28 protein-coding genes are annotated in these 24,738 nt (G+C 62.4%); 16 read left to right on the top strand and 12 right to left on the bottom strand.

All coding sequences use genetic code 11. The features are described 5' to 3' along the window. Positions 1 to 74: 74 nt before the first annotated feature. Entirely contained in the window at positions 75 to 1,331 is a 1,257-nt protein-coding gene (locus tag ABIE18_RS11270) for an MFS transporter (RefSeq protein WP_499723071.1), read from the top strand. On the opposite strand, the gene ABIE18_RS11265 is transcribed toward ABIE18_RS11270, so the two are convergent. Then, the gene (locus tag ABIE18_RS11265) at positions 1,319 to 1,903 is read right to left on the bottom strand and encodes a carboxymuconolactone decarboxylase family protein (RefSeq protein ID WP_499722850.1); all 585 of its coding nucleotides are present in this window, start codon (positions 1,901 to 1,903) and stop codon (positions 1,319 to 1,321) included. The two genes, ABIE18_RS11270 and ABIE18_RS11265, sit on opposite strands and share 13 nt — an antisense overlap. 121 nt (positions 1,904 to 2,024) lie before the next feature. Here ABIE18_RS11265 and ABIE18_RS11260 point away from each other — a divergent pair, with 121 nt between their 5' ends. Next, on the top strand, positions 2,025 to 2,282 hold the full coding sequence (locus ABIE18_RS11260) for a hypothetical protein (protein ID WP_431115143.1): 258 nt from the start codon (positions 2,025 to 2,027) through the stop codon (positions 2,280 to 2,282). Positions 2,283 to 2,336: 54 nt separating this feature from the next. Here the strand turns inward: ABIE18_RS11260 and ABIE18_RS11255 are convergent, their stop codons facing one another. Beyond that, positions 2,337 to 2,690 (bottom strand): TraR/DksA family transcriptional regulator, encoded by a 354-nt coding sequence (locus tag ABIE18_RS11255; protein WP_499722849.1) that lies wholly within the window; start codon positions 2,688 to 2,690, stop codon positions 2,337 to 2,339. Positions 2,691 to 2,780: 90 nt separating this feature from the next. Between ABIE18_RS11255 and ABIE18_RS11250 the strand changes: the two genes are divergently transcribed. Beyond that, positions 2,781 to 3,203 carry a DUF1801 domain-containing protein gene (locus tag ABIE18_RS11250; RefSeq protein ID WP_499722848.1) on the top strand — a complete coding sequence of 141 codons (423 nt, stop codon included), beginning with the start codon at positions 2,781 to 2,783 and terminating at the stop codon, positions 3,201 to 3,203. A 2-nt stretch (positions 3,204 to 3,205) separates the two neighbouring features. Further along, positions 3,206 to 3,595, top strand: a complete 390-nt coding sequence (locus tag ABIE18_RS11245; protein WP_499722847.1) for a hypothetical protein — start codon at positions 3,206 to 3,208, stop codon at positions 3,593 to 3,595. Here the strand turns inward: ABIE18_RS11245 and ABIE18_RS11240 are convergent. From ABIE18_RS11240 to ABIE18_RS11230, 3 genes are all read right to left on the bottom strand, one after another. Then, positions 3,567 to 4,160, bottom strand: a complete 594-nt coding sequence (locus ABIE18_RS11240; protein ID WP_431120224.1) for a dihydrofolate reductase family protein — start codon at positions 4,158 to 4,160, stop codon at positions 3,567 to 3,569. The two genes, ABIE18_RS11245 and ABIE18_RS11240, sit on opposite strands and share 29 nt — an antisense overlap. A gap of 106 nt (positions 4,161 to 4,266) precedes the next feature. Further along, positions 4,267 to 5,148 (bottom strand): NAD(P)H-binding protein, encoded by an 882-nt coding sequence (locus tag ABIE18_RS11235; protein WP_499722845.1) that lies wholly within the window; start codon positions 5,146 to 5,148, stop codon positions 4,267 to 4,269. Next, a complete protein-coding gene (locus ABIE18_RS11230; RefSeq protein WP_499722844.1) occupies positions 5,145 to 5,618 on the bottom strand; it encodes a nuclear transport factor 2 family protein in 474 nt (157 codons plus the stop codon). Before ABIE18_RS11230 ends, ABIE18_RS11235 begins: the two co-directional genes overlap by 4 nt. A gap of 100 nt (positions 5,619 to 5,718) precedes the next feature. Here ABIE18_RS11230 and ABIE18_RS11225 point away from each other — a divergent pair, with 100 nt between their 5' ends. The 6 genes from ABIE18_RS11225 to ABIE18_RS11200 all read left to right on the top strand — a co-directional run bounded on the left by ABIE18_RS11225 (position 5,719) and on the right by ABIE18_RS11200 (position 10,894). Next, a complete protein-coding gene (locus ABIE18_RS11225) occupies positions 5,719 to 6,381 on the top strand; it encodes a TetR/AcrR family transcriptional regulator (protein ID WP_499722843.1) in 663 nt (220 codons plus the stop codon). Between the two features lie 97 nt (positions 6,382 to 6,478). Further along, a complete protein-coding gene (arfB, locus tag ABIE18_RS11220; RefSeq protein WP_499722842.1) occupies positions 6,479 to 6,898 on the top strand; it encodes an alternative ribosome rescue aminoacyl-tRNA hydrolase ArfB in 420 nt (139 codons plus the stop codon). Between the two features lie 116 nt (positions 6,899 to 7,014). Next, complete coding sequence (locus tag ABIE18_RS11215; protein WP_499722840.1) at positions 7,015 to 7,383, top strand: Rid family hydrolase; 369 nt, start codon at positions 7,015 to 7,017, stop codon at positions 7,381 to 7,383. Between the two features lie 175 nt (positions 7,384 to 7,558). Further along, complete coding sequence (locus ABIE18_RS11210; protein ID WP_499722839.1) at positions 7,559 to 8,443, top strand: EamA family transporter; 885 nt, start codon at positions 7,559 to 7,561, stop codon at positions 8,441 to 8,443. Beyond that, complete coding sequence (locus ABIE18_RS11205; protein ID WP_499722838.1) at positions 8,440 to 9,486, top strand: homoserine dehydrogenase; 1,047 nt, start codon at positions 8,440 to 8,442, stop codon at positions 9,484 to 9,486. The genes ABIE18_RS11210 and ABIE18_RS11205 overlap by 4 nt, the downstream gene beginning before the upstream one ends. Next, on the top strand, positions 9,479 to 10,894 hold the full coding sequence (locus ABIE18_RS11200) for an aldehyde dehydrogenase family protein (RefSeq protein ID WP_499722837.1): 1,416 nt from the start codon (positions 9,479 to 9,481) through the stop codon (positions 10,892 to 10,894). The genes ABIE18_RS11205 and ABIE18_RS11200 overlap by 8 nt, the downstream gene beginning before the upstream one ends. A gap of 111 nt (positions 10,895 to 11,005) precedes the next feature. On the opposite strand, the gene ABIE18_RS11195 is transcribed toward ABIE18_RS11200, so the two are convergent. Continuing rightward, entirely contained in the window at positions 11,006 to 11,461 is a 456-nt protein-coding gene (locus ABIE18_RS11195; protein ID WP_499722836.1) for an Lrp/AsnC family transcriptional regulator, read from the bottom strand. A gap of 181 nt (positions 11,462 to 11,642) precedes the next feature. On the opposite strand from ABIE18_RS11195, the gene ABIE18_RS11190 reads away from it, so the two are divergent. From ABIE18_RS11190 to ABIE18_RS11180, 3 genes are read left to right on the top strand one after another with little or no spacing between them, the layout of a single operon-like run. Next, positions 11,643 to 12,074, top strand: a complete 432-nt coding sequence (locus tag ABIE18_RS11190) for a helix-turn-helix domain-containing protein (RefSeq protein WP_499723069.1) — start codon at positions 11,643 to 11,645, stop codon at positions 12,072 to 12,074. Further along, complete coding sequence (locus ABIE18_RS11185; protein ID WP_499722834.1) at positions 11,962 to 12,234, top strand: cupin domain-containing protein; 273 nt, start codon at positions 11,962 to 11,964, stop codon at positions 12,232 to 12,234. The genes ABIE18_RS11190 and ABIE18_RS11185 overlap by 113 nt, the downstream gene beginning before the upstream one ends. Further along, positions 12,141 to 12,821: a B3/B4 domain-containing protein gene (locus tag ABIE18_RS11180; protein WP_499722833.1), complete on the top strand. Its 681-nt coding sequence runs from the start codon at positions 12,141 to 12,143 to the stop codon at positions 12,819 to 12,821. The genes ABIE18_RS11185 and ABIE18_RS11180 overlap by 94 nt, the downstream gene beginning before the upstream one ends. A 70-nt stretch (positions 12,822 to 12,891) precedes the next feature. Here the strand turns inward: ABIE18_RS11180 and ABIE18_RS11175 are convergent, their stop codons facing one another. Both ABIE18_RS11175 and ABIE18_RS11170 read right to left on the bottom strand, forming a co-directional pair. After that, positions 12,892 to 14,145 (bottom strand): MFS transporter, encoded by a 1,254-nt coding sequence (locus ABIE18_RS11175; RefSeq protein WP_499722832.1) that lies wholly within the window; start codon positions 14,143 to 14,145, stop codon positions 12,892 to 12,894. A 77-nt stretch (positions 14,146 to 14,222) separates the two neighbouring features. Continuing rightward, positions 14,223 to 15,110: a dihydrodipicolinate synthase family protein gene (locus ABIE18_RS11170; RefSeq protein ID WP_499722830.1), complete on the bottom strand. Its 888-nt coding sequence runs from the start codon at positions 15,108 to 15,110 to the stop codon at positions 14,223 to 14,225. Between the two features lie 124 nt (positions 15,111 to 15,234). On the opposite strand from ABIE18_RS11170, the gene pdxR reads away from it, so the two are divergent. Next, on the top strand, positions 15,235 to 16,632 hold the full coding sequence (gene pdxR, locus ABIE18_RS11165) for a MocR-like pyridoxine biosynthesis transcription factor PdxR (protein ID WP_499722828.1): 1,398 nt from the start codon (positions 15,235 to 15,237) through the stop codon (positions 16,630 to 16,632). Positions 16,633 to 16,688: 56 nt separating this feature from the next. On the opposite strand, the gene ABIE18_RS11160 is transcribed toward pdxR, so the two are convergent. Continuing rightward, positions 16,689 to 18,437, bottom strand: a complete 1,749-nt coding sequence (locus tag ABIE18_RS11160; RefSeq protein ID WP_499722826.1) for a pyruvate dehydrogenase — start codon at positions 18,435 to 18,437, stop codon at positions 16,689 to 16,691. Positions 18,438 to 18,540: 103 nt separating this feature from the next. Here ABIE18_RS11160 and ligD point away from each other — a divergent pair, with 103 nt between their 5' ends. After that, the gene (gene ligD / locus ABIE18_RS11155) at positions 18,541 to 19,785 is read left to right on the top strand and encodes a non-homologous end-joining DNA ligase (protein ID WP_499722825.1); all 1,245 of its coding nucleotides are present in this window, start codon (positions 18,541 to 18,543) and stop codon (positions 19,783 to 19,785) included. Here ligD and ABIE18_RS11150 read toward each other — a convergent pair whose 3' ends face one another. The 3 genes from ABIE18_RS11150 to ABIE18_RS11140 form a co-directional block, all read right to left on the bottom strand. Continuing rightward, positions 19,786 to 20,397, bottom strand: coding sequence for a dihydrofolate reductase family protein (locus tag ABIE18_RS11150; RefSeq protein WP_499722824.1), 612 nt, complete (start codon positions 20,395 to 20,397; stop codon positions 19,786 to 19,788). A 114-nt stretch (positions 20,398 to 20,511) separates the two neighbouring features. Further along, on the bottom strand, positions 20,512 to 22,227 hold the full coding sequence (locus ABIE18_RS11145; RefSeq protein ID WP_499722823.1) for a thiamine pyrophosphate-binding protein: 1,716 nt from the start codon (positions 22,225 to 22,227) through the stop codon (positions 20,512 to 20,514). Beyond that, complete coding sequence (locus ABIE18_RS11140) at positions 22,224 to 23,036, bottom strand: cyclase family protein (protein ID WP_499722821.1); 813 nt, start codon at positions 23,034 to 23,036, stop codon at positions 22,224 to 22,226. The genes ABIE18_RS11145 and ABIE18_RS11140 overlap by 4 nt, the downstream gene beginning before the upstream one ends. Positions 23,037 to 23,376: 340 nt before the next feature. On the opposite strand from ABIE18_RS11140, the gene ABIE18_RS11135 reads away from it, so the two are divergent. After that, on the top strand, positions 23,377 to 24,705 hold the full coding sequence (locus ABIE18_RS11135; protein ID WP_499722819.1) for an MFS transporter: 1,329 nt from the start codon (positions 23,377 to 23,379) through the stop codon (positions 24,703 to 24,705). The last annotated feature ends 33 nt before the right edge of the window (positions 24,706 to 24,738 follow it).

Raw genomic sequence — 24,738 nt, 5'->3', positions numbered from 1 at the left:
TAGCTCTGGCGGAGGCCGGGCAAGGGGACGAGAATGGGCTTGTGGTCACCCCTGCCAGCGCTGGCGGCGACACGATGAACGACGCCGCCAGAAAGATTCAACGTGTCTATCTCACGCTGACGCTGGGCAACACGGTGGCGGCTTCCTTTATCTGGGGTATCAACACGCTTTTCCTGCTTGATGCAGGCTTGAGCAACCTTGAAGCCTTCGCGGCCAACGCCTTCTTCACAGCGGGGATGGTCCTTTTCGAGGTTCCCACAGGCGTCATCGCGGACGGCTGGGGCCGCCGCGCGTCATTCCTCCTTGGTACGATCACGCTGGCTGCGTCCACCTACTTGTACTACGTGCTGTGGCAGATTTCCGCACCGTTTTGGATGTGGGCAGTTGTGTCGGTGCTCCTTGGCCTCGGCTTCACGTTCTTCTCCGGAGCCGTGGAAGCGTGGCTGGTGGATGCCTTGCGCTTCTCCGGCTATGAGGGTGGCCTTGAAACTGTTCTGGGCCGCGGCCAGATGGTGCAGGGTGTGGCGATGCTGCTGGGTTCGGTGGCAGGTGGGGTGATTGCCCAAGCCACCAACCTTGGTGTCCCGTTCCTCATTCGGGTTTTCGTTCTGGTGGCCATGTTCGCCGTTGCGTTTGGGTTAATGCACGACGTCGGGTTCTCACCTGAGCGGTCCTCCCACCCCCTTCGGGCCACCCGTGCAGTACTCTCTGCCTCGATCGAGAACGGCCTGAAAAACCCGCCCGTCCGGTACGTAATGCTGGCCGCTCCCTTTAGTGCCGGCGTCGGGATCTATGTCTTTTACGCCCTGCAGCCATTCCTTCTTGACCTGTATGGCGACCCGAGGGCCTATTCCATTGCGGGCCTCGCCGCCGCGATCGTGGCGGGCTCGCAAATCCTCGGCGGCTGGCTCGCTCCACATGCCCGGCGTTTGTTCCATAAACGAACCTCGGTGCTTATCCTTGGTGGTCTGACAGGATTCGTGATCCTGGTGGTCCTCGGCTTCACCCGTGTCTTTTGGGTGGCCCTGGTGCTGCTGGCATTCTGGGCCGTGGTGGGATCGGCGGCAACTCCCGTCCGGCAGGCGTACGTCAATGACATGATCCCCTCGAAGCAGCGCGCCACGGTCCTGAGCTTCGATTCGCTCATGGGATCCAGCGGCGGAGTGGTTGTGCAGCCGCTTCTTGGCCGTGGCGCTGACCTCTACGGCTACCCGGCCTCGCTGGCCATCGCCGGCGTTATTGAGCTCATTTCGGTGCCGTTCCTGCTGGCCAGCCGTAGGCAGGGGGCACCCGCAGACCGTGCCAACACCGAAGCCGTTCAGTCACCTTGAGCCGGCAGCGGCGTCAACAAGGCGTCCTGAAGCTCCGCGGTCACCCCCGGAGGCACATCGAGGTCCACGGCCAGGGCAAGAAGCGCGCGGCTGAAGTAGTTCCTGGCGGTGGCAGCCAGGGTGATGTCGGCAATCTCCCTGTCGCTGAAGCCCATATCGCGAAGGTGCTGCGTGTCGTCGTCGTTCATTGCAGCCGCATTGGTGCTGAGCTTGACCGCGTAGTCCATCATCGCGACTTCCTCCGGGGGCAGCCCGGCATCCCTGTAGTCCCGGGCAACAGCGAGCAGCTGCTCCTCATCAATGATGGCCAATGTTTTCTTCCCATGGGCCAATCTGCAATGGGAGGACCCAATGGCCTGGGCGGCCGCGAGTGTCACAAGTTCGTATCGTCGCAGACCCAGCGATGAGACGATTGCCTTAACAAGCGACTGCCACGCCTTGTACGCCTCAGGGTTTATGCTCATGGCCTTCGTATGGCTCGGAACGTAGCCCATCGACTGCAAATCGGCTTGGTAGATTTCGGCGGTCAGACCTGTGGCCTCGGACTCGGATTGCACCTTGAGAATGGACATGGGCGCTATTCTGGTCCCCGGTCACGGGAATGTAAATGAGGCGGCAGGTCCCTCGGAATGAGAGAGTGAGGCTTCACCGTGAATTGTGGTGGAACCCAGATACTGAAAGCGTGGACAAGCAATGATCTCCCTACGGCAGGATTCCCAAGGCTTCATCCGAATGAGCAGGCATTTTCCCGCCAGCGCCTCCGTGTCCATCACCTTTGCCGACGGCACCCAGAAGGTTTTCCCGGGCCAGCGGCTCAACGAAATCTTCGACGACGCTTTGGCCGCGTTCCGCGCAGGAAACAACCTCGACGCCAAGGGCTTCGACCGGGGACCAAAAAAGAAGGTCCAGCAGGGCATCGATTTCGTGCCCATCAGCCCTGACATGGCGTGAAGTGCGCCTGGGCGGGTTTCATATCCGCCCGGGTTTTACTTTTTGCCGGGGGTTTTACTGTTTACCTGAGGCGTGACTGACGCAATAGGGCGTCCACGGCCTGGCTTCGAGCCGCCCTTCCGGAATGGCGACACCGCAAATCGCGCATACACCGTACGTTCCATCCCAAATCCGCTGCAATGCGGCCTCAATCTGCTCCAGGCCTACACGGCTCTGGCCAAGCAGTGCGGAGGCCTGTGAGAGCTCGAAGGCGATGGTGGTGCCTTCAGGATCATGCTCGTCGTCGACGTTCGAGTCCTGGCGGGCAAGGCTGACCGATGTGATGTCGCTACGCAGCGCCTTCAGCAGGGCAAGCTTCCGCTCGCGCTCCTCCTCCAGCAGAACCCGGAACCGCTCGACGTCGCTCATGTGAGCAAGCCTACTCATCGCCTTCAAGACGCTTGTCTGTTCAAGACCCTGGTCTGGACAAGCCGTGGGGCGTGGTGCCCTAATAACGTCATGGGGAAGTACGCGCGCCATCCCGGAGTCGATAGTTACATAAACGCCCTTCCGGACTGGCAACAAGCACTTTGTTTGGAACTGAGGGACGTGATCCACGAGGCCGAACCGGACATCGTGGAGACAATCAAGAGACGGGTTCAGCCCTACTTTGTCCTGGATGGAAACGTCTGTGCGTTGCTCGCGGCCAAGAACCACGTCAACCTCTTCCTCTACGATGGCGCCATCGTCCCTGACGCTGCCGGGATTATCACGGCCGGGCACGACAACAAGACCGGCCGAATGATCAGCTTTTACATCGGTGACGAAGTACCCACCGCACCCCTGATCGCAATGCTGCGACAGATTGCCGCCAACAATCGCGCAGGTGGGTGGCGGAAGATCAAAGCAGGTTTGCAAAACGACAGGAAGTTTGGGGACTGACCATGACGTTGAACGAAACGATTGCCCGCCTCCGCGCCGCCCACCTCATGGTCCGCGACGCCAAGGAGTGGGACGAGCTGTCCGAGAATCTGTGGACGGCCTACCAAGCCAACGACGACGAACTTGTTGAGCAGTTGCGGTCACCGTTCCTGCAGTCGTGGCGAACCGTCACGCGTTACGTGCTCCGTGACACTTTCGACGCCGCTGGCATCTCGGTCGGCGAGCCAACGCATCCATGGGGAATCGCGACGCTCACCGCGAACGGAACTACCCGCGAACCACTCCTCTGCCGCGCTGAAGGATTTCAGCTGCTCACGTTTGCCGAAATACTGTCCAGCTATTCGGATTCGCTGGAGCCTCTTTTCAGGGCTGCCGGACAGGCGGACCGCTGATCAGCGTGGGTATGTACTCCAGCAGCTGCAGTTGACCATCGAATGTCCTGCTGTTCACCATTTCAAGCGAGACATCAGGATAGCCGTCATAAATCCGTTCCCTGCCGGTGCGGCCTGTAATCACCGGAAAAACCACGATCCTGTACCGGTCCACGAGTCCGGCACTCAACAAAGAGCGGCAAAGACTGAGGCTTCCCAATGTGGTCAGGGTGCCGGTCCGGGTCCGCTTCAGCTCCTTGACAGCTTCCACAGCATCCCCGCTTACCAGCTCGGAATTCGGCCAAGCCAGAGGTTCTTGGAGAGTGGACGAGAAAACGACCTTTGGCAGGGCCGCAAGCCCGGTCAGGGCCGCTCCCTCTTCCTCGGAGAACCCCGAGTCTTCGCCCGCAGCCTGCTCCGACATGCTTGACATCACCCGATAAGTGTTGGCGCCCATAAGGGTGGTGAAGTCCTTCTTGCCTTCTTCCTCGAGCCAGGCAAGGTATTCCGGGGATTCAAGTCCCCACCAACCGGGCCACCCCTCCGCTGAGGCATACCCATCCAGGGAAATGATCAAGTCCACCATCAACTGCGCTGATGTCGCTTCTGTAGTTGGCTCGCCCACGGCTGCTCCTCACGAGATTTGGGTTGTGCCTAGCATTGTCCTCCCGACGGCCGGTTTGCACCACGACTCACCTGCTCCTGATCTGGTCCAAACTCTCACGCAGTCCGATCACAGGAATTTCAGGGAAAGCGGCACGTACCACGGCCGGATCGAAGGCCGCAGCGCCTGATTCCATCCACAGCGCCGCTCTCGCCATCCGGGCCATGAACGGCGAAATCGGACGTGCAACGGCGGCCATCACCCGTAGGGCCGCCACTGGTATCCGCTGGATCGAGCCCTTTCCAGCGTCCGCGAGGATAGCTTCCGCGAGCGTGTTGAAGGGGTGGGTTTCGGACCCCCACTCAATGGTCCTTCCACGCAAGGAAGGGTCGGAAAGAGCCAACAAAACAGCGGCAGCAGCATCCGGCGTCGAGGTAAATGTCACGGGTGCCTGTCCCGAACCGAAGACAAGCACCCTGCCCTTCGTGTGTAGGGGCTGGCTCATTGAATCGAGGAACTGCTCAAGGTTTGCCCCCATTCGGATCGCCGTCCACGCCATGCCCGAGGCCTTCAACGCCTCCTCCGCTGCGTACTTCATGCGCAGGAAATCCAGAGGGGCATCGGGAGCGGCGCCATGCATCGACATCATGACCATCTGCACCACGCCCGCCCGGGATGCGGCATCGATGAGCCGGAGTGCGCCGTCGCGGTCCACACTGCGTGGGTTGCCGCCCCTTTTCAGCCCAAAGCCTGACGCCGCGAACACCACTTGGCTGCATCCGGCAACGGCCCGCCCGCAGTCCGTGCCTGAGGCGAGGGTCCCGCGGACAAGCTCGACGCCGTCGATCGGCTTCCCCGGGAACGGCTGGGATTCGCCCCTGGCCAAGACCCGCACGGAAGCGCCGCGCCGAATCAGCTCCCCGGTAAGCCGCGAACCCAGGCGGCCGGTGCCGCCCACTACGAGGATCATGACCCCTTCGATGTCGGAAGTACGGCCCCAGCCTGAAGACCCGCGCCCGCAGTGGCCCGCACGGCGTCGTCGATGTCACCTGAAGAACGTTCCACAGGTTCGAGATAGAAATGGACGGAGGCGATCCGATCCTGGCGCACTGTAAAGATCGCGACGCCGGCAAGTTCTACCGGCGTGGCATCGCGTCTTGTGCCCCTGGCGCCCCATTCCACCCAAACGGTTCCGTGCCTGCCTTCAGCGGCGTCGGCGATTGCCGGTGTGAGGTCAGGGATGCCAGCGAAAAGGCTGGTCCAGTTGGCGCGGACCTGGGCGCTGCCGGAGAAATTCCGTTCGGGATGAATCGGCGTGATGTTGACATAGTCGTCGGCGAATTCGGCAACCAAGGCGTCAAGGTCGTGGCGCCCGGAAGCGGCGAACATCCGGCGAACGGGTCCTTCCGGAAGGCGCTCCAGGCCCTCCACGGTTTCCATGGTGACTCCTTGGTGCCCCGCAATTTTCCCCTCACTGGGCGGGCAGGGCTGGTATCTTGAATTCAATACAGTTCTCTGTATTGATTGGAGTCTAGAAGTCATGGGAGCCGGAAGCAAGAGTCCCGCTGGAACATCCCGGAGTCAACGCACCTACGATGCAAGCCGTCGCCGCCAAGCGGCCGAGGCATCCCGTCGCACTATCCTCGCGCGCGCCAGGGAACTATTTCTCCTGCAAGGCTTCGGCGCAACCACCATCACCGAAATTGCTGCTTCGTCCGGGGTGTCGGCGGAGTCCATCTACAAAAACTTTGGCGGTAAGGCTGGCCTCGTCCGTGCCCTCCACGAGCAGAGCCTCCTTGGCAAGGGCGGGCCGTCAGCCGAACAGCGCTCAGACCTCGCGCAAGTAAGGGCAGATGACCCGCGGAAACTGATGGAGCAGTTCGGGCGGTTCACCGCAGAAGTCAGCCCCCTTGCGGCGCCGGTCAGCCTGCTCATCCGCGACGCCGCCGCAACAGGGGATGCCGACATGGCCAGTCTCCTGAAGGATGTCGACGACGCCCGCCATCGGCGGATGCTGCACAACGCGCGTCAACTGGTGGCCCGCGGCCTGCTCCGTCCCGGCATGTCCCCGGAAGAGGCCGCCGACATCATGTTCGCGTGCACCACCCCCGAACTGTTCGAGAGTCTCGTCCTGAAACGAGGGTGGAGCGCAGAGCAGTACGGCCGGTTCATCGCCTCAACGCTGACTGCAAATCTGCTCTGACGCGCAAACCTGCTCTCACACGCAAACCTGCTCTGACACGTCATGCCGAAGCACGGCTCGGATGGGAAGACCCGCCCCGACGTGCAACGCTTGTCCCATGGACCTGGAAATCTCGCCCTCCCTCACGATTCCGCCCTCGGAACTCGCCTGGCGGTTCTCGCGTTCGTCAGGACCCGGCGGACAACACGTCAACACGACCGACAGCAGGGCTGAGCTTTCCTGGAACGTAGCCACTTCGGAGGCGTTGACAGAAAGCCAACGGGAGATCTTGCTGCGTCGACTGCAGAAGCGACTCGTCGACGGAGTCATCACTGTTACAGCCTCCGAGCAGCGCTCGCAGTTACGCAACCGCGAGAGCGCCCTGGCCAAGCTCGCTGACATTGTGGTGGCGGGCCTTGCCCCAAGGACCGTGCGCAGGGCAACGAAACCCACACGCGGGTCCGCCCAGCGGCATCGCGCAGCAAAAGTACAGAGGGCGGCAACCAAACAGCAACGACGGCGGCCCTCGCCTGAGTGACGGGTGCCTGAGTGACGAGCACCTGAGTGACGAGCACCTGGGTGACGAGGCCGGACCAGCCGGGGCATTGGGGCGCACCCCTTTTGGCAATTGGCTGGGGATGGCAGCATACAGTCATGTCATCCATCCAGCGCATCCGGCCCGAGGGGCTCGTCTCCAGCCCGGCATTCAGCCACGTAGCCATCGTCCCTCCCAATGCCACCACCATCTACGTCGGCGGCCAGAACTCGGTCGACAGCGGCGGTTTGCTCGTCGGCGAGGGTGATGTTGGCGTGCAATCTGCCCGCGCCCTGGCGAACGCAAAGACCGCGCTCGCGGCTGCTGGGGCAACCCTCCGCGACGTTGTGCAGTGGACGGTTCTCTTCGTGGACGGTGCCGACCTCGCCGCCGACGAGCCGCCCCTCGTGACAGCAGCGTTTGTGACCCGTTTGGGCGTTCCCGGGGCGCTGGTGGAGATCAGTGCGGTAGCCGCCGTCGAGCGGTAAAGAATAAGACTGCACTAGAAGTGCAGTCTTATGCCTTAAGACCACTTTCAAAGGCCCAATCCCTCCGTGGCTCCTGACCGTCGCAGCAATGTTCTCCATCCAACTGGGCTCCGCCCTTTCACTGGGGATGATACCAACATTGGGTCCGCTCGGGACAGCATGGCTACGCCTGAGTATGGGAGCGCTCATCCTGCTGGCACTGGCCTGTCCACCCCTGAAGAACCTGCGACTTCGTGACTCTCCGGTGGTGGTTGGCCTGGGCGTCGCCACCGCCCTAATGTCAGTGACCTTCCTTGCCGCCATGGAACGCATTCCCATGGGAACGGCGGTTGCCATTGAATTCCTCGGCCCGCTTACGGTTGCAGCCTTGCGCGGCCGCGGGGCCCGTTCCTTGATCCTGCCGGCAACGGCACTGGCAGGCGTCGTGCTCCTCACCGAACCGTGGGCAGGTAGCGTGGACCTGCTCGGAGTCGGCTTTGCAGTGATGGGCGCGGTTGGGTGGGCAATCTACATCCTTCTGACCCAGCGGGTGGGTGACCGCTTCAGTGGAATCGGTGCCCTCGCCCTGACCATTCCGATTGCTGCTGTCGCCGCGGCACCGTTTGGACTGCCGCAAGCCATGGGCCACATCACCCGGGAAACTGTGGCCGTTGCCGCCGCCTTGGCAGCGCTGATACCGGTCCTGCCCTACATCCTGGAAATGTTGGCCCTCCGCCGCATGACACACAGCATTCGGGACCCTCCTGGCACTGGAACCGGCCATCGGCTTGCTGCTCGGCGCGATCGTCCTGCATCAGTTGCCATCGATGCTGCAACTCGCAGGCCTCTTGGTCGTCATTGTCGCCGGTGCCGCCGCCCAGCGCGGCGGACGCCGCCAACAGCAACCCGTCATACCGGCTTCTCTTCCAAGGAGGGGCCGCACTGCGGGCGTTTGAGCATGGTTGGCAGCTTTTTTGGGCGTTTCGTCATCCTTGGCGGGCGATTCGCGTCTAGGGAACTGACACTCCTGGAACCGAGGCTTAAAGGACAGCACCACCGCCCTACCAAGGAGATCACGTGACTACCTACAACCTGGCCCTCATCGGTTTCGGAGGCGTCAACCGCGCTTTGGCCGAACTCATCCGTGACGAACCCCAGCGATTTGCCTCACTCGGATTCGAGCTTCGCGTCGTGGCCATCACCGATCTTGCCTTCGGCTCGCTCGTCCAGGGAGACGGCATCGATCTGGCCGCCGTGCTGGCGATGCCCCGCGGGTCCTCGTTCGAGGAACTGCCAGGTGGCAGCCAGGATCCCCGCAACGAAGACGTCATCAAGAACAGCCCGGCCGACATCGTCGTTGAGGCTACCTTCACCAGTCCGATCGACGGCAAACCGGCAGTTTCGCACGTCAAGTGGGCCATCGAGTCCGGCAAGCATGTGGTGACCACCAACAAGGGTCCTGTGGCCTTGCATGGCCGGGAACTGGGCCAGCTTGCTGCCAACAATGGTGTCCGTTTTGAGTACGAGGGTTCAGTCATGAGTGGCACGCCCGTCATTCGACTGGCACACAAAATGCTGGGTGGCCTCGAATTGAACTCCGTTCAAGGCATCCTGAACGGAACCAGCAATTACGTCCTGGGCCGGATGGAGGGCGGGCTGGGCCTGGATGAAGCCATCGCCGAGGCCCAGGACCGCGGATACGCCGAAGCGGACCCGACTGCAGACATCGGCGGCTCGGACGTCCGGTTGAAGGTCGCCATCCTGGCCAACGAGCTGCTCGGTGCCAACATCCACCCCAATGACGTGGAAACCACAGGCATACAGGACATCAAGAGCGAAGACGTGGCACAGGCCTTGGCAAGCGGCTACCGCTGGAAGCTGATTGGCGAAGCCCGCCGGGAAGATGATGGTCGCATCGTAGCTACCGTCCAACCCATCGCCCTACCGGGTGAACACCCGCTGGCCGGAATTTCCGGCGCCACCAATGCCGTGTCATTCAGCACGGATTTGCTGGGGGCCGTCACAGTGTCAGGCCCTGGAGCCGGCCGCGTGGAAACTGCCTATGCCCTCATCTCCGACATCATCGCCGTCAACGAATTCGCCAAAGGAGCGGTCCGTGCCTGAGTCAGCCATCGCCGACGCCACTACCGCAGCCGCTATCACTGACCTGATGGTGTACGACAAGTTTAACGGTTCCGTCCTGGCGACCCTTCCCCAGTGCACCGAGGCAGACGTACGCGTCGAACTCATCCGCGCCGCGGCCTCCGCTCCCGCAGCGGCGGCCATGCCCCGTCATGAGCGGGGGCGGATCCTGGATACCGCTGCAGACCTGCTCCAGCAGCGGGCGGGGAAAGTGGCTGGGCTAATCGTCGCCGAGGCCGGGAAGACCATCACGCAGGCGCTCAAAGAGGTCTCCCGTGCAGTGAATACGCTCAAGCTCTCGGCAGCGGAAACCCGCCGTAATGTTGGCGAAGTAGTTCCCTTCGACTCCTTCGCCGGCTCCGAAAACCGCCAGGGATGGTTCACCCGTGAGCCGTTGGGGCTTATCGCCGCCATCACCCCTTACAACGATGCCCTGAATCTGGTGGCGCACAAGCTGGGGCCGGCGATTGCCGGAGGTAACACCGTCATCCTCAAGCCGTCCCAGCTGACACCCTTGACGGCCATTCTTCTCGTGGACCTGTTGCGCGAGGCAGGCCTGCCGGCGGAGTTCGTCACTGTTGTCCTGGGCGATCGCACCATCGCGCAAACCATCATCTCGTCCAAACTGGTTCGAATGGTCTCCTTCACGGGCGGCTTTTCCACGGGCCGGGCCATCGCCGCCAACGCCGGAATAAAGCGCCTGTCGATGGAACTTGGCGGCAACGCGCCCGTGATCGTGTTCGACGACGCGGACATTCCTGCCGCCGTCGAGGCCAGTGTTTCCGGTTCCTTCTGGGCCGCTGGACAGAACTGCATCGGCGCCCAGCGGATCCTCGTCCAGCGGTCAGTCTTCGACACCTTCCTTCACGCCTTTGTCGCCCAAACGGCTGCCCTGACGACAGGCGATCCCCGTAAGGAGCAGACCGACGTTGGACCCATGATCAGCGCCGCGTCTGCCGCAGAAGCGAAGCGTAAGATCGACGAGGCAGTGTCGGCCGGGGCGCAACTGCTGACTGGCGGCACCTTGGACGGCGCGCTCCTGACACCTGCTGTCCTTACCGGGGTCCCGCGCAGTTGCGAGGCCTGGAGCGAAGAACTGTTCGCACCCGTGGTCCTGGTGGAACCGTTCGACTCCGCCGAGGAAGCCATCGAACTGGCCAACGACAGCGACTACGCATTGCAGGCCGGGGTATTCACCAAGGACTTGGCCCGTGCGCTGGCCACCGCCAAGGCCATTGACGCAGGCGGAGTGATGATCAACGATTCTTCGGACTACCGCCTTGATGCGATGCCTTTTGGCGGCTCGAAATACGGCAGCATGGGCCGGGAAGGCGTCCGCTTCGCCTACGAGGAAATGACGCAGCCCAAGGTCATAGCGATCACTTCATGATGATCGTCCGGCGTTACCGTCAATAAAGCAGGCTGTGCCGATCCGGCGTTGCGTAACCACTTGGGTTCCGCAGCGCCGGAACCATTTAAGCCCAGCATGGTTCACGCTGCCTTAGCGAGGCGCCTGCCTGTCGATGACCGTGGAAAGGGACAAGGCAGTGGTGATGTCGCGGACTCCAGGAAACTCTGAGACCTTCCTCCAGATTTCCTGGATTCGTGCTGCGTCGGGGGCCTCAACCCTGACCACGATATCCAGTTCGCCGCTGACAACATCGCAAGTGGCGATTTCAGGAATTGCCTTCAGTCCGGCAATCACGTCCCCGCCCCGCATCCTGTCATGTCGTTGGATCAGAAGCACCGCATTGACCGTGGGCGAGCCTTCTCCGGCGGATTCCTTGATGGTGTACCCGTGGATATACCCGTCCCGTTCAAGCCGCTCAATCCGTTGCCGTACCGCGTTGCGGGAGAGCAGCACCTTCTCCCCCAGCTGGGCAAGGCTGATACGGGCATTGCGCCGCAGCTCGGCGAGAATCTGCGCGTCTATCTCATCACGTGGACTCTTCGGCACGGGCGTTCCTGTCTGAGGGGATGCGAACATGGGTTTGGGCGTCCTTCGATGCAGGAATGCCGCTGCGGCTAGCGTGTCCAGCAAGTTGGCCGGTACAAACATATCCCATTGGGCTGTTGCTTCTTTTGGGCTGTTGCTTCGTTGGGCATAGTTGGCAAGCGTCTTGTTCTGTGCACTGGGAGTGCACTATGCCGCATCAACGGAAGAAAACATCGCATCGCTCGCCTCGGCTATCGGGGGACGGGTTAAACAGGAGCGCCAGGCACGCCACTGGACCCTTGACCAACTGGCCGAAGCTGCCGGCGTCAGCCGACGCATGCTCATCAACGTGGAACAAGCAACCATCAACCCCAGTGTCGGCACTCTTCTGAGGATCAGCGCCGCGCTCGGTGTAGGCCTGCCGGACCTGGTCCAGCCCCCCGAGCCCAAGGGAGTCAAGGTGACACGAAAGGGTGAAGGTGCCTTGCTGTGGAGCAGTGCAGCAGGCGGACGCGGAGTACTTGCAAGGCACCGTTACCGTCGTTGCTGCAGAGCAGACGGTCGTCCTCGAGGCCGGCGACTCGCTGTCTTTCCCGGGAGACGTAGGCCATTCCTACGGCAACAACGGCACTGACGCAGCAAGGTTCTCACTCGCTGTCTTTGAACGCGGAGTGGGATCGGCGCCATCGGGAGGCGAACAATGCTTAGGGTTGAATCCCTCCAGGAAATTCTCCACGCAGCCCACGTTGAACCTGCCGTCTTCGAACTTCAACCGGACTACCAGGCCCTCTTGATCGCCGTCGATGGTCTCGTTCCGGGTCCCAGCGATGATGCCAGCGATGCCCTGTTACATCAGGCGGAAACGGCAGCCCGCACGGCGCTCGGCGAGCAGAAGGTCGAACACCTCCCGCATGCTGCCGCGTGGCGGAAGGCCTACCAATCCTTCGGAGCAAAGCCCAACCGCACCCGCAACAGCCTTGAGGCACTGCTTCGCCGCGCTGATGCCGGCCTGCCCAGGGTCAACAGGCTCACGGACCTCTACAACGCCGTATCCGTACTGCACCAGATTCCGCTCGGCGGCGAAGACCTTTCCAGTTACAGTGGGGCGCCACGGCTGATCCGTGCAACAGGCCAGGAGCCGTTCGACACGGTTGCCAGCGGAGAGCCCAAGGTCGAACACCCCGATGCGGGGGAGGTTGTTTGGTGCGACGACGACGGCGTCACTTGCCGGCGCTGGAACTGGCGCCAGGCCCGACGCACGCAATTACGGGACGATACAACCTCGGCGTTGTTCATTCTTGATGCCCTCGCACCCGTGAGCACCGAGGATCCCGGCGTAGTTTCACAAATACGGACACCTGCGCCTGTCCATCGGCCTTGAGGACCCGGAAGACCTTATTGACGACATCCTCAACGCCTTGGACAAAACGTTCGGGAAGCAGTGGTAAGCCTTATGGCTGGTCTTTGCTTGAGGCGTTTCCTGCCGTTTGGGAACGCTCACGACGGCGGTCAACTACGGAAGCGCCCACGGCCACGGCAATGAGGGCCGACGCCAAAAGCAAGGGCAGGTGTGTCATTGGTACAACCATGGCCCCAGCCAACGCTGTGCCGGCAGAACCTGCAGTGATCTTCAAGGCCCCAATCCACACGAAGACCTGACCTCGCGCGCCAGCCGGTGCATATTCGCTGCGCGCGGCCAATGTTGCGGCGAAAAAGCAGGAGTTGAGCACTCCGGCGAGGGAGTAGAGCACCACCGCTACCGTGAAGATCCCGGCGAACGCTGCCCCACACAGGGCAATCCCAACAGCAGCTCCCAGCCAGGTCATGAGGTGGTCCGCATCGCTTCGCAACGGCCGGATCATGACACCGGCGGATCCTAGAAGCCCGCCAAGACCATATGCGGCCGTCAGGACCCCGGCCGCGGCTGGCCCGACCCCCATTTCTGTAGTCGACGCCACCGCGGTGATAGCCAACGCCGCGACCGACAAGGCGACGATGACCGTCATGTAGAGAGTGCGGCGCAAAGGCCCTGTAGACAGCATCATCAGCAACGTGCGTCCGGGGCGCGGCACCTCCGAGGGAACCGGTGCTCGAGGAGAGGAAGGCAAAAGCCTGACGAGGGCGGCGGCGACAAACGTTAATCCGGCAAGGATCAATGCCGCCAGTGCCGGATTCGCCCAGGCCGAAACAGCTGCGACCAAAGAGGGACCAATGGTTCCGCTGATGCCATACGTTGCTACATCCCATCCATGTGCGCGTCGCTGGCTGGTCCTGCTGCCGCCAGCGATCGCCGAGAGCCTGCTGCTGATGCCGCCTGTCAATAAAGGACCTGCCAGTCCGGACGCAATGAGCAGTAGAGCCGGAACGACGGGAGGAGTCAGCGGGTACAGCAGGACAGCGGCAGCCAGGGTAACGCCGTGCATGAGGCACGCGCAGGCGATCACCGTCCTGCCGTCCCGGGCAGTGTCGAGTGTCCTGGCAACGAACGGACCGAAAAGGTGCGGTGCCGTGATGCAGGCACCGAGTATTCCGGCCAGCCAACCCGGCGCCCCGCTGGTTGTCACCAGCAGGACAATGGCTACGACGGCACCCCCATCGGCGCTGCGGGCCAGGGTGGCTGCAAGGACATAGCGGGCCAAACCGCCCGGTGATGTCTGCTCACTCGTAGCTGGGCGGCTGGCGTTGCGGCCGTCGATGAGGCTCATGTCCTCCTCCCCCGGCTCTTGGGCCGATCCGATTGCTTGGCGTTGTTTCCAGCCAGCTGGCCAGGCCTCCGAACCACCTAGGCCTCCAATCCACACTGGCGGATGGCCTCGGCAACTCTGCTGCGTCCTTCGGGATCCAAGCCACGCAGTGGCAAAGGCAAGGCTGAGGATGGAATGAGCGCCAGGTCTTCAGCCAGTGCCACGGCGACCCGGAGGCTCCCGTAGGTTCGGAACAGGGACCAGAGTGGTTCCAACGCGGCGGAAGCCGCCATCGCGTCAGCGCGCCGACCAGCCAAAGCGTGATCAACGATTTCCCGGGCCTGGCGGGGAAGGATCCCGGCGATCACCGAGTACCAAAGATCGCAACCAGCAAGCAGTGCTTCGGCGGCAATCCAATCTCCGCTGATACCCACAAATGTTTGCCCGGGCAAAGCTGCGCGGAGCTTGCCGAGCCTGGTGCCAATGTCAGTGGCAGCCGGCGGCGGAATCTTGATGGATGCGATTCCCGGGATACGGGCGATCCGGGCGTGCAACTCGTCGGTGAAGGTGAAGCCTGTGGTGCCGGGGTTGTCGTACACAACGATCGGAAGGTCTGACTCCGACGCAACGTCCCCAAACAGCCCGAAAACCTCAAGTTCGGATAGGCGTTGATAGGACACCGGGGCCAAGAGCAATGCCGAGGCGCCAGCGGTATGTGCATCGCCGGCAAGCGTGAGGACGTCGCGGGTACGCACTGCCCCAACACCGGCCAAAACTGGCACGCCACCCGCAGCTTCAACGGACGTTTCAAGGACCGCGCGGCGTTCGTCACGGGAGAGATAAGCGTAGTTTCCCGTCGAGCCAAGAACACCGAGTGAATCCGCACCGGACTCTGCCGCGCGCGCCACCAGCCGGGCAACGGCGTCCAGATCGACACTTTCACCGCTCATGGGTGTCAGGGGGAATGCGCTGAGGCCGTTGAACACTACGATCCTGCTTTCTTGTGGCTGTGGCCGGATGCGAACACAGCAAATGAGTGCCTACGCGTCTCATGCTGCCAAAGGGCTTGGTCCTACACTAGATCCAAGAATGAACAACTCTGGAGGTCCAATGAGCGAATCGGAAATACCCATCGAGCTCGACAGGAAGAGTCCGGCCTCCTTGTCCGCCCAAGTTGCAAGCCAGCTCCGTAACGCCATCCTCAGCGGACTCCTCCAGCCTGAGCACACGCTCCCCGCAACGCGCCGGCTGGCCAAGGACTTAGGGGTATCCCGTGGCGTGGTGGTGCGGGCCTTTGAGCAACTCTCCGGGGAAGGATTCCTGGAAAGCAGCGGCACTGGTGGGACCAAAGTGGCTGTCCGGCCGGACATCCAAAAGCGCCCCAACGAAGAGAAGGCGCAGGGCAGCAGCCCTGCCAGTGCCGAGGTGATTGATCTGACCCCCGGCCGCCCCTCCGGATCGCCCTTCCGAGACAGGGAGTGGCGCAACGCATGGAAAAGGGCCTTGGCGGAGCAAGGGAACACGCATCTGCCACCAGCCCTTGGAACGTTGGACCTTCGGGAAGCCGTGGCCGGTCACCTGGCGGTGTCGAGGGGCCTGGCCGTAGACCCGGAGGACGTTATCATTACGGCCGGCACCAGTGATGCACTGCACCTGGCAGTGGCCATGCTTCGCCGCAAGAGGAACAATCCGCGCATCCTGGTTGAGGACCCGGGTTACCCCACGGCGCGACGCGTGATGAGCGCCGCTGGTGCCCAACTTCAGTTGCTTCCCGTGGACGAAGACGGCCTGAAGAGCTCCCAACTCGCCGGACTCAACCTCATCCCCGATGCCGTCCTCATCACCCCCAGCCACCAGTACCCTCTTGGCGGCAGGATGGCAGTCCAGGAACGGCTCGGCCTGCTGAAGTGGGCGAACCGCCATGACGTGCTCGTGTTGGAGGACGACTACGACAGCGAATTCCGTCACAGCAGAATGCCCCTGCCTGCCGTCGCATCCCTACCTACAGCTGCCGACGTCGTACTTCTCGGAACGTTCTCAAAAAACCTGAGTCCTTGGCTTCGCTGCGGATATCTGGTGGTCCGGGGCGATGCCGGCCAACGTCTGAAGGCCACACGTGAAGCCTTGGACACTCCGGTGGCCGGGGTGCTGCAGTCGGCCATCGCCTATTACCTGCAGGGCGGCGGCCTGTCCCGGCACATTGCCCGCGCCCGGAGGGAATATTCCCATCGCCGGTCCCTGCTCATTGAGCGCTTGGGCTCGCGGACAGATGTGGAGCTTGGGGCCCTCGACGGCGGATTGCATGCAGTGATCCGCTTCGAACAGCCTGACGCGGCGGACCTGGCTGCAAAGGCACTGGAACAGGGCGTGCGGGTGATTCCCCTGGCCGGATATTACGCCGAGCGCCCACCAGTGAACGGCTTGGTCATCGGGTATGGCGCAGTGTCCGACCTCCAACTGTCAAAAGCCCTCACTATCCTTGGTGCCCTGCTCGACGAGCATCCATAAGCCAGGGGATTTTGCCTGCTATCGCGGTTTGAAGCTCTTGCCGGCAAAGACTCCCCTCAGCGCCGCGGAATATTGCGCAGGTTGCTCCGGGCCATGCTCACAGCTTCACCGGCTCCGCGGTTCAAGACCACTTTGGACATGGCGGTCGCGAAACCGATGACTTGTTGCCCGGAAATCTTCGGCGGGATGGACAGCGCATTCGGATCAGTGATGAGTTCCACCAGCGAAGGACCCGGGTGGGCGAACGCCTCCCGAAACGCTTCCTCGATATTCGCCGGATCTGTCACCCGGACAGCATGGAAGCCCAAGGCCTTCGCAACGGCGGCGTAGTTTGCGTCAGGAACGTCGACGCCGAAATCGGGCAGCCCGTCCACCAACATTTCGAGCTTGACCATACCCAGCGTTGAGTTGTTAAAGACCACGACGTTTACCGGCAGTTGATGCGCGGCCACGGTAATGAGCTCACCAAGCAGCATGGACAAGCCACCGTCGCCGGAGACTGAAACCACCTGGCGCCCGGGATAGGCCACCTGCGCGCCGATGGCGTGCGGAAGGGCGTTGGCCATGGACCCGTGAAGGAAGGAGCCGATCAGCCGGCGCGTGCCCAGCGGGTTGATATAGCGGGCCGTCCAGACGTTGCACATTCCGGTATCCGCGGTGAAGATGGCGTCATCCGCCGCTACTTGGTCCAGCAGGGAAGCAGCATACTCCGGATGAATGGGCTGCTTCTTTTCGACCTTCCGCGTGTACGCGCCCACGGCCTTGTTCATCAGGCGGTCGTGCTTCTTCAGCATTTGGTCCAGGAAGCGGCGGTTCTTCTTTGGATTCACCAAGGGCAGAAGGGCGGTCAGGGTAGGAAGGACGTCGCCATGAACGGCAATGTCGACGTCGGTCCTCCTCCCCAGCCGCTGCGCCGCCCGGTCAACCTGTGCCGTCCGGGTGTCCGGAAGGAACTGGTCGTAGGGAAAATCGGTACCGAGAAGGATCAGCAGATCGGCGTCCTCGATGCCTTCCGCTGCCGCACCGTAGCCCAGGAGGCCGGTCATGCCGATGTCGAACGGGTTATCGTACTGGACGAAGTCCTTGCCGCGCAGTGAGTGGCCAATCGGGGCGTTGACCAGTTCCGCCAAAGCAATGAGTTCGTCGTGGGCTCCCTGGACGCCCGCCCCCGCGAAAATGGCGACCTTTCCGGCGTCGTTGATTGCGTCAGCCAGTTCCTGGACGCTCGAATGGTCCGGGATCAGGCGCGCGGGCCGAAACGTAGCGGGCAACGGCGTCGGCGCGGTGGCCTCAAGTCCGGCGATATCGCCGGGAAGAGTCACGACGGCGACTCCCCCAAGGGCTACAGCGTTCTGGATCGCGCTGTGCATCACGCGGGGCGCCTGCTCGGCAGTGCTGACCAGTTCCGAATACACCGAGCACTCAGTGAAGATCCGGTCAGGATGGGTTTCCTGGAAGAATCCGCTGCCGATCTGCTTGCTGGGGATGTGCGAAGCGATGGCAAGTACGGGCGCCCCAGTGCGGTTGGCGTCGTAGAGTCCGTTGATCAGATGGAGGTTGCCAGGACCACAGGAGCCGGCACAAACAGCAAGCTTCCCGGTCAGTTGTGCCTCCGCGGCTGCAGCAAAGGCGGCCGCTTCTTCGTGGCGGACATGGATCCAGTCGATACCGCCCTTGGCCGAGCCTCCCGTTTGACGCACAGCGTCCACTATTGGATTGAGGCTGTCTCCGACGATTCCATATATGCGCTGCACGCCGGCAGCCTGGAGTTGTTCGATGAGCTGGGTGGCAAGTTCCTTGGCCATAGTGTGCAGACTCCCGCGATTGTGGTGGTGGACTGACATGGTCAATATAGTCGCCCTCGCCCTTGGTCTGGCTGGGACCGCCGATCGTTGCTAGCGTGGCGGCATGAACCCGTCGAAGACTCCGGCAGAGATTCTGGACATAGGCGACGCCGAAGTTCGCGTCTCCAATCCGGACAAGGTGGTTTTCCCCGAACCCGGACTAACGAAGCTGGATTTAGTCCGCTACTACCTTTCAGTTGCGGAGGGTGCGTTGCGGGGCGCCGGCGGCCGCCCCATGGTGCTCAAGCGCTTCCCCAAGGGCATCGACGCTGAGCCGTTCTTTCAGAAACGCGTTCCCGAAAACCATCCGGAGTTCATTGATACGGCGACGTTGCACTACTCATCGGGGACCTCAGCAGAAGAAACTGTCATCCGGGACGCCGCCGGTCTGGCGTGGGTGGTCAATCTTGGCTGCCTCGACCTGAACCCCCACCCCGTCCGTGCCGAGGATCTTGATCATCCCGATGAGCTCCGAATCGACCTCGATCCCATGCCCGGTGTGGATTGGTCGCAAATCGTCGACGTCGCCTATGTGGCGCGCGAGGTGCTTGACGACGTCGGGCTGGTGGGGTGGCCCAAGACGAGCGGGTCCCGGGGACTGCACATTTTGGTGCGAATCGCCCCGCAGTGGTCTTACAGCGAACTACGGCTCGCTGCGGAGACCCTTGCCCGTGAGGCCGAGAACCGCGCACCCGGGCTCGCCACGGCACAGTGGTGGAAGGAAGAACGCGGCGAGAGCGTCTTCGTCGACTTCAACCAGAATGCGAAGGACCGGACTGTTGCCTCGGCTTACTCTGTCCGGCCCCGGCCCGATGCCCGGGTTTCTACTCCCCTGACGTGGGCCGAGGTCACGTCCACGAGGCCCGAACAATTCACCGTCCGCTCAGTGCCCGACCGCTTCGCGGAGCTGGGCGATCCCCATGCTGGCATCGATGACGCCGTGGGGTCCCTTGAGGGCCTGCTGGCGCTGGCCAAGGAACTTGGTCCCGCCGGGAAGGCACCGCGCGCCGGCGACGGGTCAGGCCGCCGGGTCTCAACGATGCCACTCATTGAGGTGGCCCGCACCAAGACAAAGCCCGAAGCGGTGGCCGCCCTCGATGAATGGAAGGCCCGGCATGCTGACGTGGTCCCGGAGCTGCACCCGGCGGATGTACTCATCGACGGGATGCGCGGCTCGAGTTCGCTCTGGTACAGGGTGCGGGTGAACCTGCAACACGTCCCCGAAGCAAAGCGCCCACCCCAGGAGGAACTCATCGCCGAGTATGACCCCTGGGCCGGCAAGGAATGGCCCGGCCGTCCAGGATCCTGACTACCCTTCGCCGATGTCGATGCCTGTAACCGGCACACCCGCGCGCTCGTAGGCGAGGGCCACCGCGCCCGTCGGGAACCCCTGCGGTGGTTGCGCGAACCGGAACGCTGCCGGCACACCGGCACCGTCGGGGAACAACTTCTTTCCGGCTCCAAGCGTGATGGGGTAGAGGAAGAGGTTCAGTCGATCAACGACGTCGGCCTTCAGCAAGGACCGCACGAGCTCGCCGCTGCCTATGACGTGGATGTCCTCGAACCGATCCTTCAGGGCAGCCACTTCCGCCACCTCGGACAACGCCGTCGTGCCCGCCCAGCCAGGGTCGGTCAGCGAGCGGGAGACGACGAACTTCGGCAGGGCGTTGAACGTATCGGCAATCGGGTCATCGGCCCGGTTGGGCCAGTATCCCTCGAAGATGTCGTAGGTTTTGCGCCCCAAGAGCAGCGCATCCATGCGGTTGATTCCTGCGACGATCGCCTGGCCGGTTTCCTCATCGGAATAGGCCGCCTGCCAGCCGCCGAATTCGAAGCCGCCCTCACGGTCCTCATCAGGTCCACCCGGGCCTTGGTACACGCCATCAAGGGTGATGAAAAGGTCGACGGAGAGGATTCCCATAATGTACTCCTTCGCATGGGAGGCAACCCGGATGCCGCCTCCAACCGTACGCCGATCGGGATGACCCGGGATCGACATCACTGCGTGCCAGACTAGCGACTCCGCCGTTTAGCCTCAATGGCCCTTAAAGGCCTCGGCCAGCCACCACGCGCCACCATCGGAAGCGATCCGGGCGTCAATGACCAGCGGGATATTCCGAGGACCCGCAACCCACTCCTCCACCGGGGCCAGATCCGCCACGCACCGGACTGTTACGGTGGCAGCACCGTAACCGGCGGCGATGGAGGCGATATCAGTCGTGGGGAATCGAACCACTTCCAGGTCTTTATCACCTGCATCGAAGTGATGGACCTCGGCGCCGTACGCGGAATCGTTGTAGACAATCACCGCCATGGGAATCCGCTCACGGACCAGCGTCTCCAATTCCGAAATGGCCATGAGGAAGCCACCATCGCCAGTGCCCAGGACCGGCACGCGTTCCGGTTGGGCTTTCGCCGCGCCGATCGCAGTGGACAACCCCAGCCCAATCGACTGAAAAGCCTGCGTGAAGCAAAAGCCATACTCATCAGGAACGGACAGGTAGGCGCTCGGGTACCCCATGAAATTGCCTGAATCAACGGAAACAATGCGATTGTCGGGCAGGATCCGGTCAAGCTCGCGGCTGAGCACCCGGGGATCGATGGTCCCCGCAGTGGACAGGTCTTCCGTGTCCACCGAGTTCCAGCGCGCGTGCACAGCTATCCGGTCAGCCATCTGTGGGGTACGCAGGCCAACCGCCTGGTGTCCGGCAGAACGCAGTTCATTGAGCACAGCAAGGGCTGTCTCGCTGCAATCCCCCAGTACGCCCAGATCGATGGGCCGGTTTGCCCCCAGTGCCGAGTCCTCAAGGTCCACTTGGACCACTTTTGTTCCCGGGCCAATGAGCGAACCATGGCGCATCGTCCACATGTTCAGCGCACAGCCCCACCCGACGATCAAGTCCGCTTCCCGCACAGTGTCCGCGGTGAACGGCGAGGAGAATCCACCGGAAATACCGAGGTTGAATGCGTCGCCGTTGAAGAGTCCGTGAGCGACTGCGGAGGTCGCCACGAGCGCGCCTGCGGTTTCGGCGAGCGCTGCGATGTCCGGCCCTGCCTCGCGGCCTCCACGGCCAGCCACAAATACGGGCTTCTTCGCGCCTTGGATGAGTTCTGCCAGTTTGCTGACTGCCGCCCCTGAGGGCCTGATCCGCTGCCGGGGTTCCAAAGTCTCCAAGAGGCCGATTCCTGCCGGCGCCTCCGCACTTTGGATGTCTGTCGGCAGGGAAAGGACCACAGTGCGGCGTTCGTTTACTGCCGTCCGGTAGGCGCGGAGGGTGTCTGCTACTGCGCTTTGCGGCGAGTGGACCCGCTCAGCCACTGCACCGACGCTTCGGGCAAGTGCATCCTGATCGATGGTGAAGTTGGACCTGACGGCGGATGCAGCCGTGTCCGCGGTGAGGACGATCATGGGGGTTCGGCTTTTCGCTGCCTCGCCGATTCCTGTTACAGCATTGGTCAGCCCGCAACCCTGATGCGTAGTGACGACTCCGACCTTGCCTGACATCCTCCCGTAGGCATCAGCCATGGTGGCGGCGCCCCCTTCGTGCCTTGCTGCGGTATAGGGCACTCCCGCCCGGCGCAGTGCGTTTGTCACGACGAAATTTCCGCTGCCCACCACTCCGAAGACGTGGCCGATGCCAAGCCCGGCGAGGGTGTTCCCCACGAGTTCGGCAACATTGTCGGAGCGGGATGCGGGGGCCAGCGCGGTGGAGTCCTCCTTCAGTACAGGGCTGTTGGTGGTGACGGTCATCGTATTTCTCCTTCTTTGAGCGCGAACACGCGGGCTGGGCTTCCGGTTCCGCCAATGATTGGCAAGGGCGCAACGATGAGGGCGGCTCCGCTTGGGGGCAGTTGGTCCAGGTTTTGCAATGAGGTGATTCCGTACTTGTCGTTTCCCAGCAGGAAGTGGTGGGCCGGAAACGGGGGTTCCTGTCCACCGGCGGCCCCGGCATCGATACCAACGGTTTCCACACCAATGCCGGACAGGGAAGACTCCTCGGCAATCCATCGGGCGCATTCGACCGTGAGCCCGGGAGAATGTGGGCCGTGCTCGTCATTGTTCAGGAATCGTTGTCGGTCTTGGGAGCGCTTGTCCCACCCCGTTCGAATGAGGAGCCAGCCGCCGTCGGGCAGTGGTCCGTAGGTTTCCTCCCATCGGCGGATGTGGTGACGGTCGAGGAGAAAGTCCGGGTCCGCAGTGGCCTCCTCGGTCGCGTCAAGGACGATGGCCGGGCCCACGAGCCGGGCGGGTTCGATCTGGGCGACGTCTTTGCCGTCACGCCCGGTGATCCAGTGCACGGGCGCGTCCAGATGGGTGCCTATGTGTTCGCCGGTGTGGATGTTGTGATGCTTCCAGAAGGGTCCGGGGCTGTTGTAGGCGGAGACCTCTTCGAGGCTGAAGTCGATGAGGTTTGCGAAGGGTTCCGGCAGTTCGAGGGTTGGAGTGTTGATCGAGAGCCTGGTGGTCAGGTCAATGACATCAATCCGGCCCGTGGCGAGGCCGGCAAGCACCTGGGCTACGCTGCCTTGGCGCACGTCAATATTGCTGCTGGTATCCATGAGAGTTCCTTGGGGATGGGTTCGCCGTCGATGAGGGCGCGGAGGGTCCCGTGGCGGTGCGCAACAGGACTTGTGGCTGCGACATTAGCAGCACATTCATACGCACCGGAACAGCGTTTTTGTGCAAATCGCAAGGGTTACCCGGAAAGGCATAGCCCCTGGCAAAACCGGCATTCGACGTTCCCCTGAGCCCGGGGGAAACTGAAATCAGCAGCTGTAACGCCCATCACAATTGACCGTTTCGATCATGAAGCGGACAACCTGATCGCAGAGTTTCAGCCAGGACGATACGTCGAATTGGCCGGACGATTGCCAGAGTTTTTCGCACTAAGGAGCAACAATGTCCCATCCACAGCACACCTTGCCGGGACAACGTCCCGGCGTCCGTCGGTACGTTGTTGCCTCGCTCGTGGGTAACGCGCTGGAGTGGTACGACTTCTTCCTCTACGCCACTGCATCGGCAGTCGTCTTTGGTCGGTTGTTTTTCCCCTCCGACGTCGACCCCCTGGTTGGTACCATGGCCGCCTTCGCCGGTTTCGCCGTCGGGTTTGCAGCCCGTCCTCTGGGCGGCATCATTTTCGGACACATCGGCGACAGGCTGGGGCGCAAGCGCGCATTGGTCATGACGCTATCCATCATGGGAATCAGCACAGCCCTCATGGGCTTGCTGCCCACCTATGCGCAAGTAGGACTGTGGGCCCCTGCCTTGTTGATCCTGCTCAGGGTCGTCCAGGGCATCGCGGCAGGTGGTGAGTGGGGCGGAGGCGTCCTGCTGATCAGCGAGAACTCCTCCACTACCCGCAGGGGCATGCTCTCCGCCTTCAGCCAGGGAGGAATTTCGCTTGGTTTTGTATTGTCCTCGTTGGCCTTCTTCCTGGTCCAGTTGATGCCGGACACCCAGTTCCTGGCGTGGGGCTGGCGCCTCCCGTTCCTCCTGAGCGTGGTGCTGCTGGCAGTAGGTGCTTACATCCGCTTCCGGCTACCGGAAAGCAAGGAGTTCACCGCCGCCAGCCACAGCAAGCAACACCGCCTCCCCGTGCTTGCGGCCATCAAAACCCACCCCCGCGAAATCCTCGTCGCCATGGGACTTCGTGTGGCAGAGAACGGCGGCTCGTACATTTTCCTCTCCTTCTCCATCGCCTATGGAGTTCACGTGGGCGTGGACAAGGGCCTGCTGCTGATGGCTGTGGCAGTATCGATGCTTGTCTCATTTGGCACCTACATCTTCTTCGGCCATCTCTCAGACAGGATTGGACGGCGTCCTGTCTACGCCCTTGGTGCAGTTGGCATGGGCGCCATGGCTTTCCCGTTCTTTTCCATGATTGATTCCAACACTCCCGCCATCGTCATCCTGGCCTTCCTCCTGGGCAATGGCCTCTGCCACGGCGCAATGATTGGAACGCAGCCGGCATTCTTCCACGAACTGTTCTCCGCCGAGGTCCGGTATTCCGCGATGGCCATCGCCCACGAGCTCGCAGCGGTCTTTGCCGGCGGATTCGCCCCGTTGATCGCCACAGCCTTGCTGCTGCAATACGGTTCCTCCATCCCGGTATCCCTTTATGTGATTGGCCTGGTCCTGGTCACGCTCGTTGCACTGGTTTTCTCCCGCCCTGGCATCAAAGCCGACCAGAAGGAAAAGACCGGCCACGAGGCAGAAGTTCTCTTGTAGGCACCTGAAAGTTCTTCTGCTCTGCTGTCGTTC

The sequence above is a fragment of the Arthrobacter sp. 2762 genome (genome assembly GCF_040548745.1).
In the GTDB taxonomy this organism is placed as follows: domain Bacteria; phylum Actinomycetota; class Actinomycetes; order Actinomycetales; family Micrococcaceae; genus Arthrobacter.
This window is presented reverse-complemented; position numbering and strand designations above follow the sequence as displayed.

Coding starts and splice junctions, on each gene's coding strand:
- ABIE18_RS11270 (WP_499723071.1), top strand. CDS start 75: ATGAACGACGCCGCCAGAAAGATTCAACGTGTCTATCTCACGCTGACG.
- ABIE18_RS11265 (WP_499722850.1), bottom strand. CDS start 1,903: ATGTCCATTCTCAAGGTGCAATCCGAGTCCGAGGCCACAGGTCTGACC.
- ABIE18_RS11260 (WP_431115143.1), top strand. CDS start 2,025: ATGATCTCCCTACGGCAGGATTCCCAAGGCTTCATCCGAATGAGCAGG.
- ABIE18_RS11255 (WP_499722849.1), bottom strand. CDS start 2,690: ATGAGCGACGTCGAGCGGTTCCGGGTTCTGCTGGAGGAGGAGCGCGAG.
- ABIE18_RS11250 (WP_499722848.1), top strand. CDS start 2,781: ATGGGGAAGTACGCGCGCCATCCCGGAGTCGATAGTTACATAAACGCC.
- ABIE18_RS11245 (WP_499722847.1), top strand. CDS start 3,206: ATGACGTTGAACGAAACGATTGCCCGCCTCCGCGCCGCCCACCTCATG.
- ABIE18_RS11240 (WP_431120224.1), bottom strand. CDS start 4,160: ATGGTGGACTTGATCATTTCCCTGGATGGGTATGCCTCAGCGGAGGGG.
- ABIE18_RS11235 (WP_499722845.1), bottom strand. CDS start 5,148: ATGATCCTCGTAGTGGGCGGCACCGGCCGCCTGGGTTCGCGGCTTACC.
- ABIE18_RS11230 (WP_499722844.1), bottom strand. CDS start 5,618: ATGGAAACCGTGGAGGGCCTGGAGCGCCTTCCGGAAGGACCCGTTCGC.
- ABIE18_RS11225 (WP_499722843.1), top strand. CDS start 5,719: ATGGGAGCCGGAAGCAAGAGTCCCGCTGGAACATCCCGGAGTCAACGC.
- arfB (WP_499722842.1), top strand. CDS start 6,479: ATGGACCTGGAAATCTCGCCCTCCCTCACGATTCCGCCCTCGGAACTC.
- ABIE18_RS11215 (WP_499722840.1), top strand. CDS start 7,015: ATGTCATCCATCCAGCGCATCCGGCCCGAGGGGCTCGTCTCCAGCCCG.
- ABIE18_RS11210 (WP_499722839.1), top strand. CDS start 7,559: ATGGGAGCGCTCATCCTGCTGGCACTGGCCTGTCCACCCCTGAAGAAC.
- ABIE18_RS11180 (WP_499722833.1), top strand. CDS start 12,141: ATGCTTAGGGTTGAATCCCTCCAGGAAATTCTCCACGCAGCCCACGTT.
- ABIE18_RS11175 (WP_499722832.1), bottom strand. CDS start 14,145: ATGAGCCTCATCGACGGCCGCAACGCCAGCCGCCCAGCTACGAGTGAG.
- pdxR (WP_499722828.1), top strand. CDS start 15,235: ATGAGCGAATCGGAAATACCCATCGAGCTCGACAGGAAGAGTCCGGCC.
- ABIE18_RS11160 (WP_499722826.1), bottom strand. CDS start 18,437: ATGGCCAAGGAACTTGCCACCCAGCTCATCGAACAACTCCAGGCTGCC.
- ligD (WP_499722825.1), top strand. CDS start 18,541: ATGAACCCGTCGAAGACTCCGGCAGAGATTCTGGACATAGGCGACGCC.
- ABIE18_RS11150 (WP_499722824.1), bottom strand. CDS start 20,397: ATGGGAATCCTCTCCGTCGACCTTTTCATCACCCTTGATGGCGTGTAC.
- ABIE18_RS11145 (WP_499722823.1), bottom strand. CDS start 22,227: ATGACCGTCACCACCAACAGCCCTGTACTGAAGGAGGACTCCACCGCG.
- ABIE18_RS11140 (WP_499722821.1), bottom strand. CDS start 23,036: ATGGATACCAGCAGCAATATTGACGTGCGCCAAGGCAGCGTAGCCCAG.
- ABIE18_RS11135 (WP_499722819.1), top strand. CDS start 23,377: ATGTCCCATCCACAGCACACCTTGCCGGGACAACGTCCCGGCGTCCGT.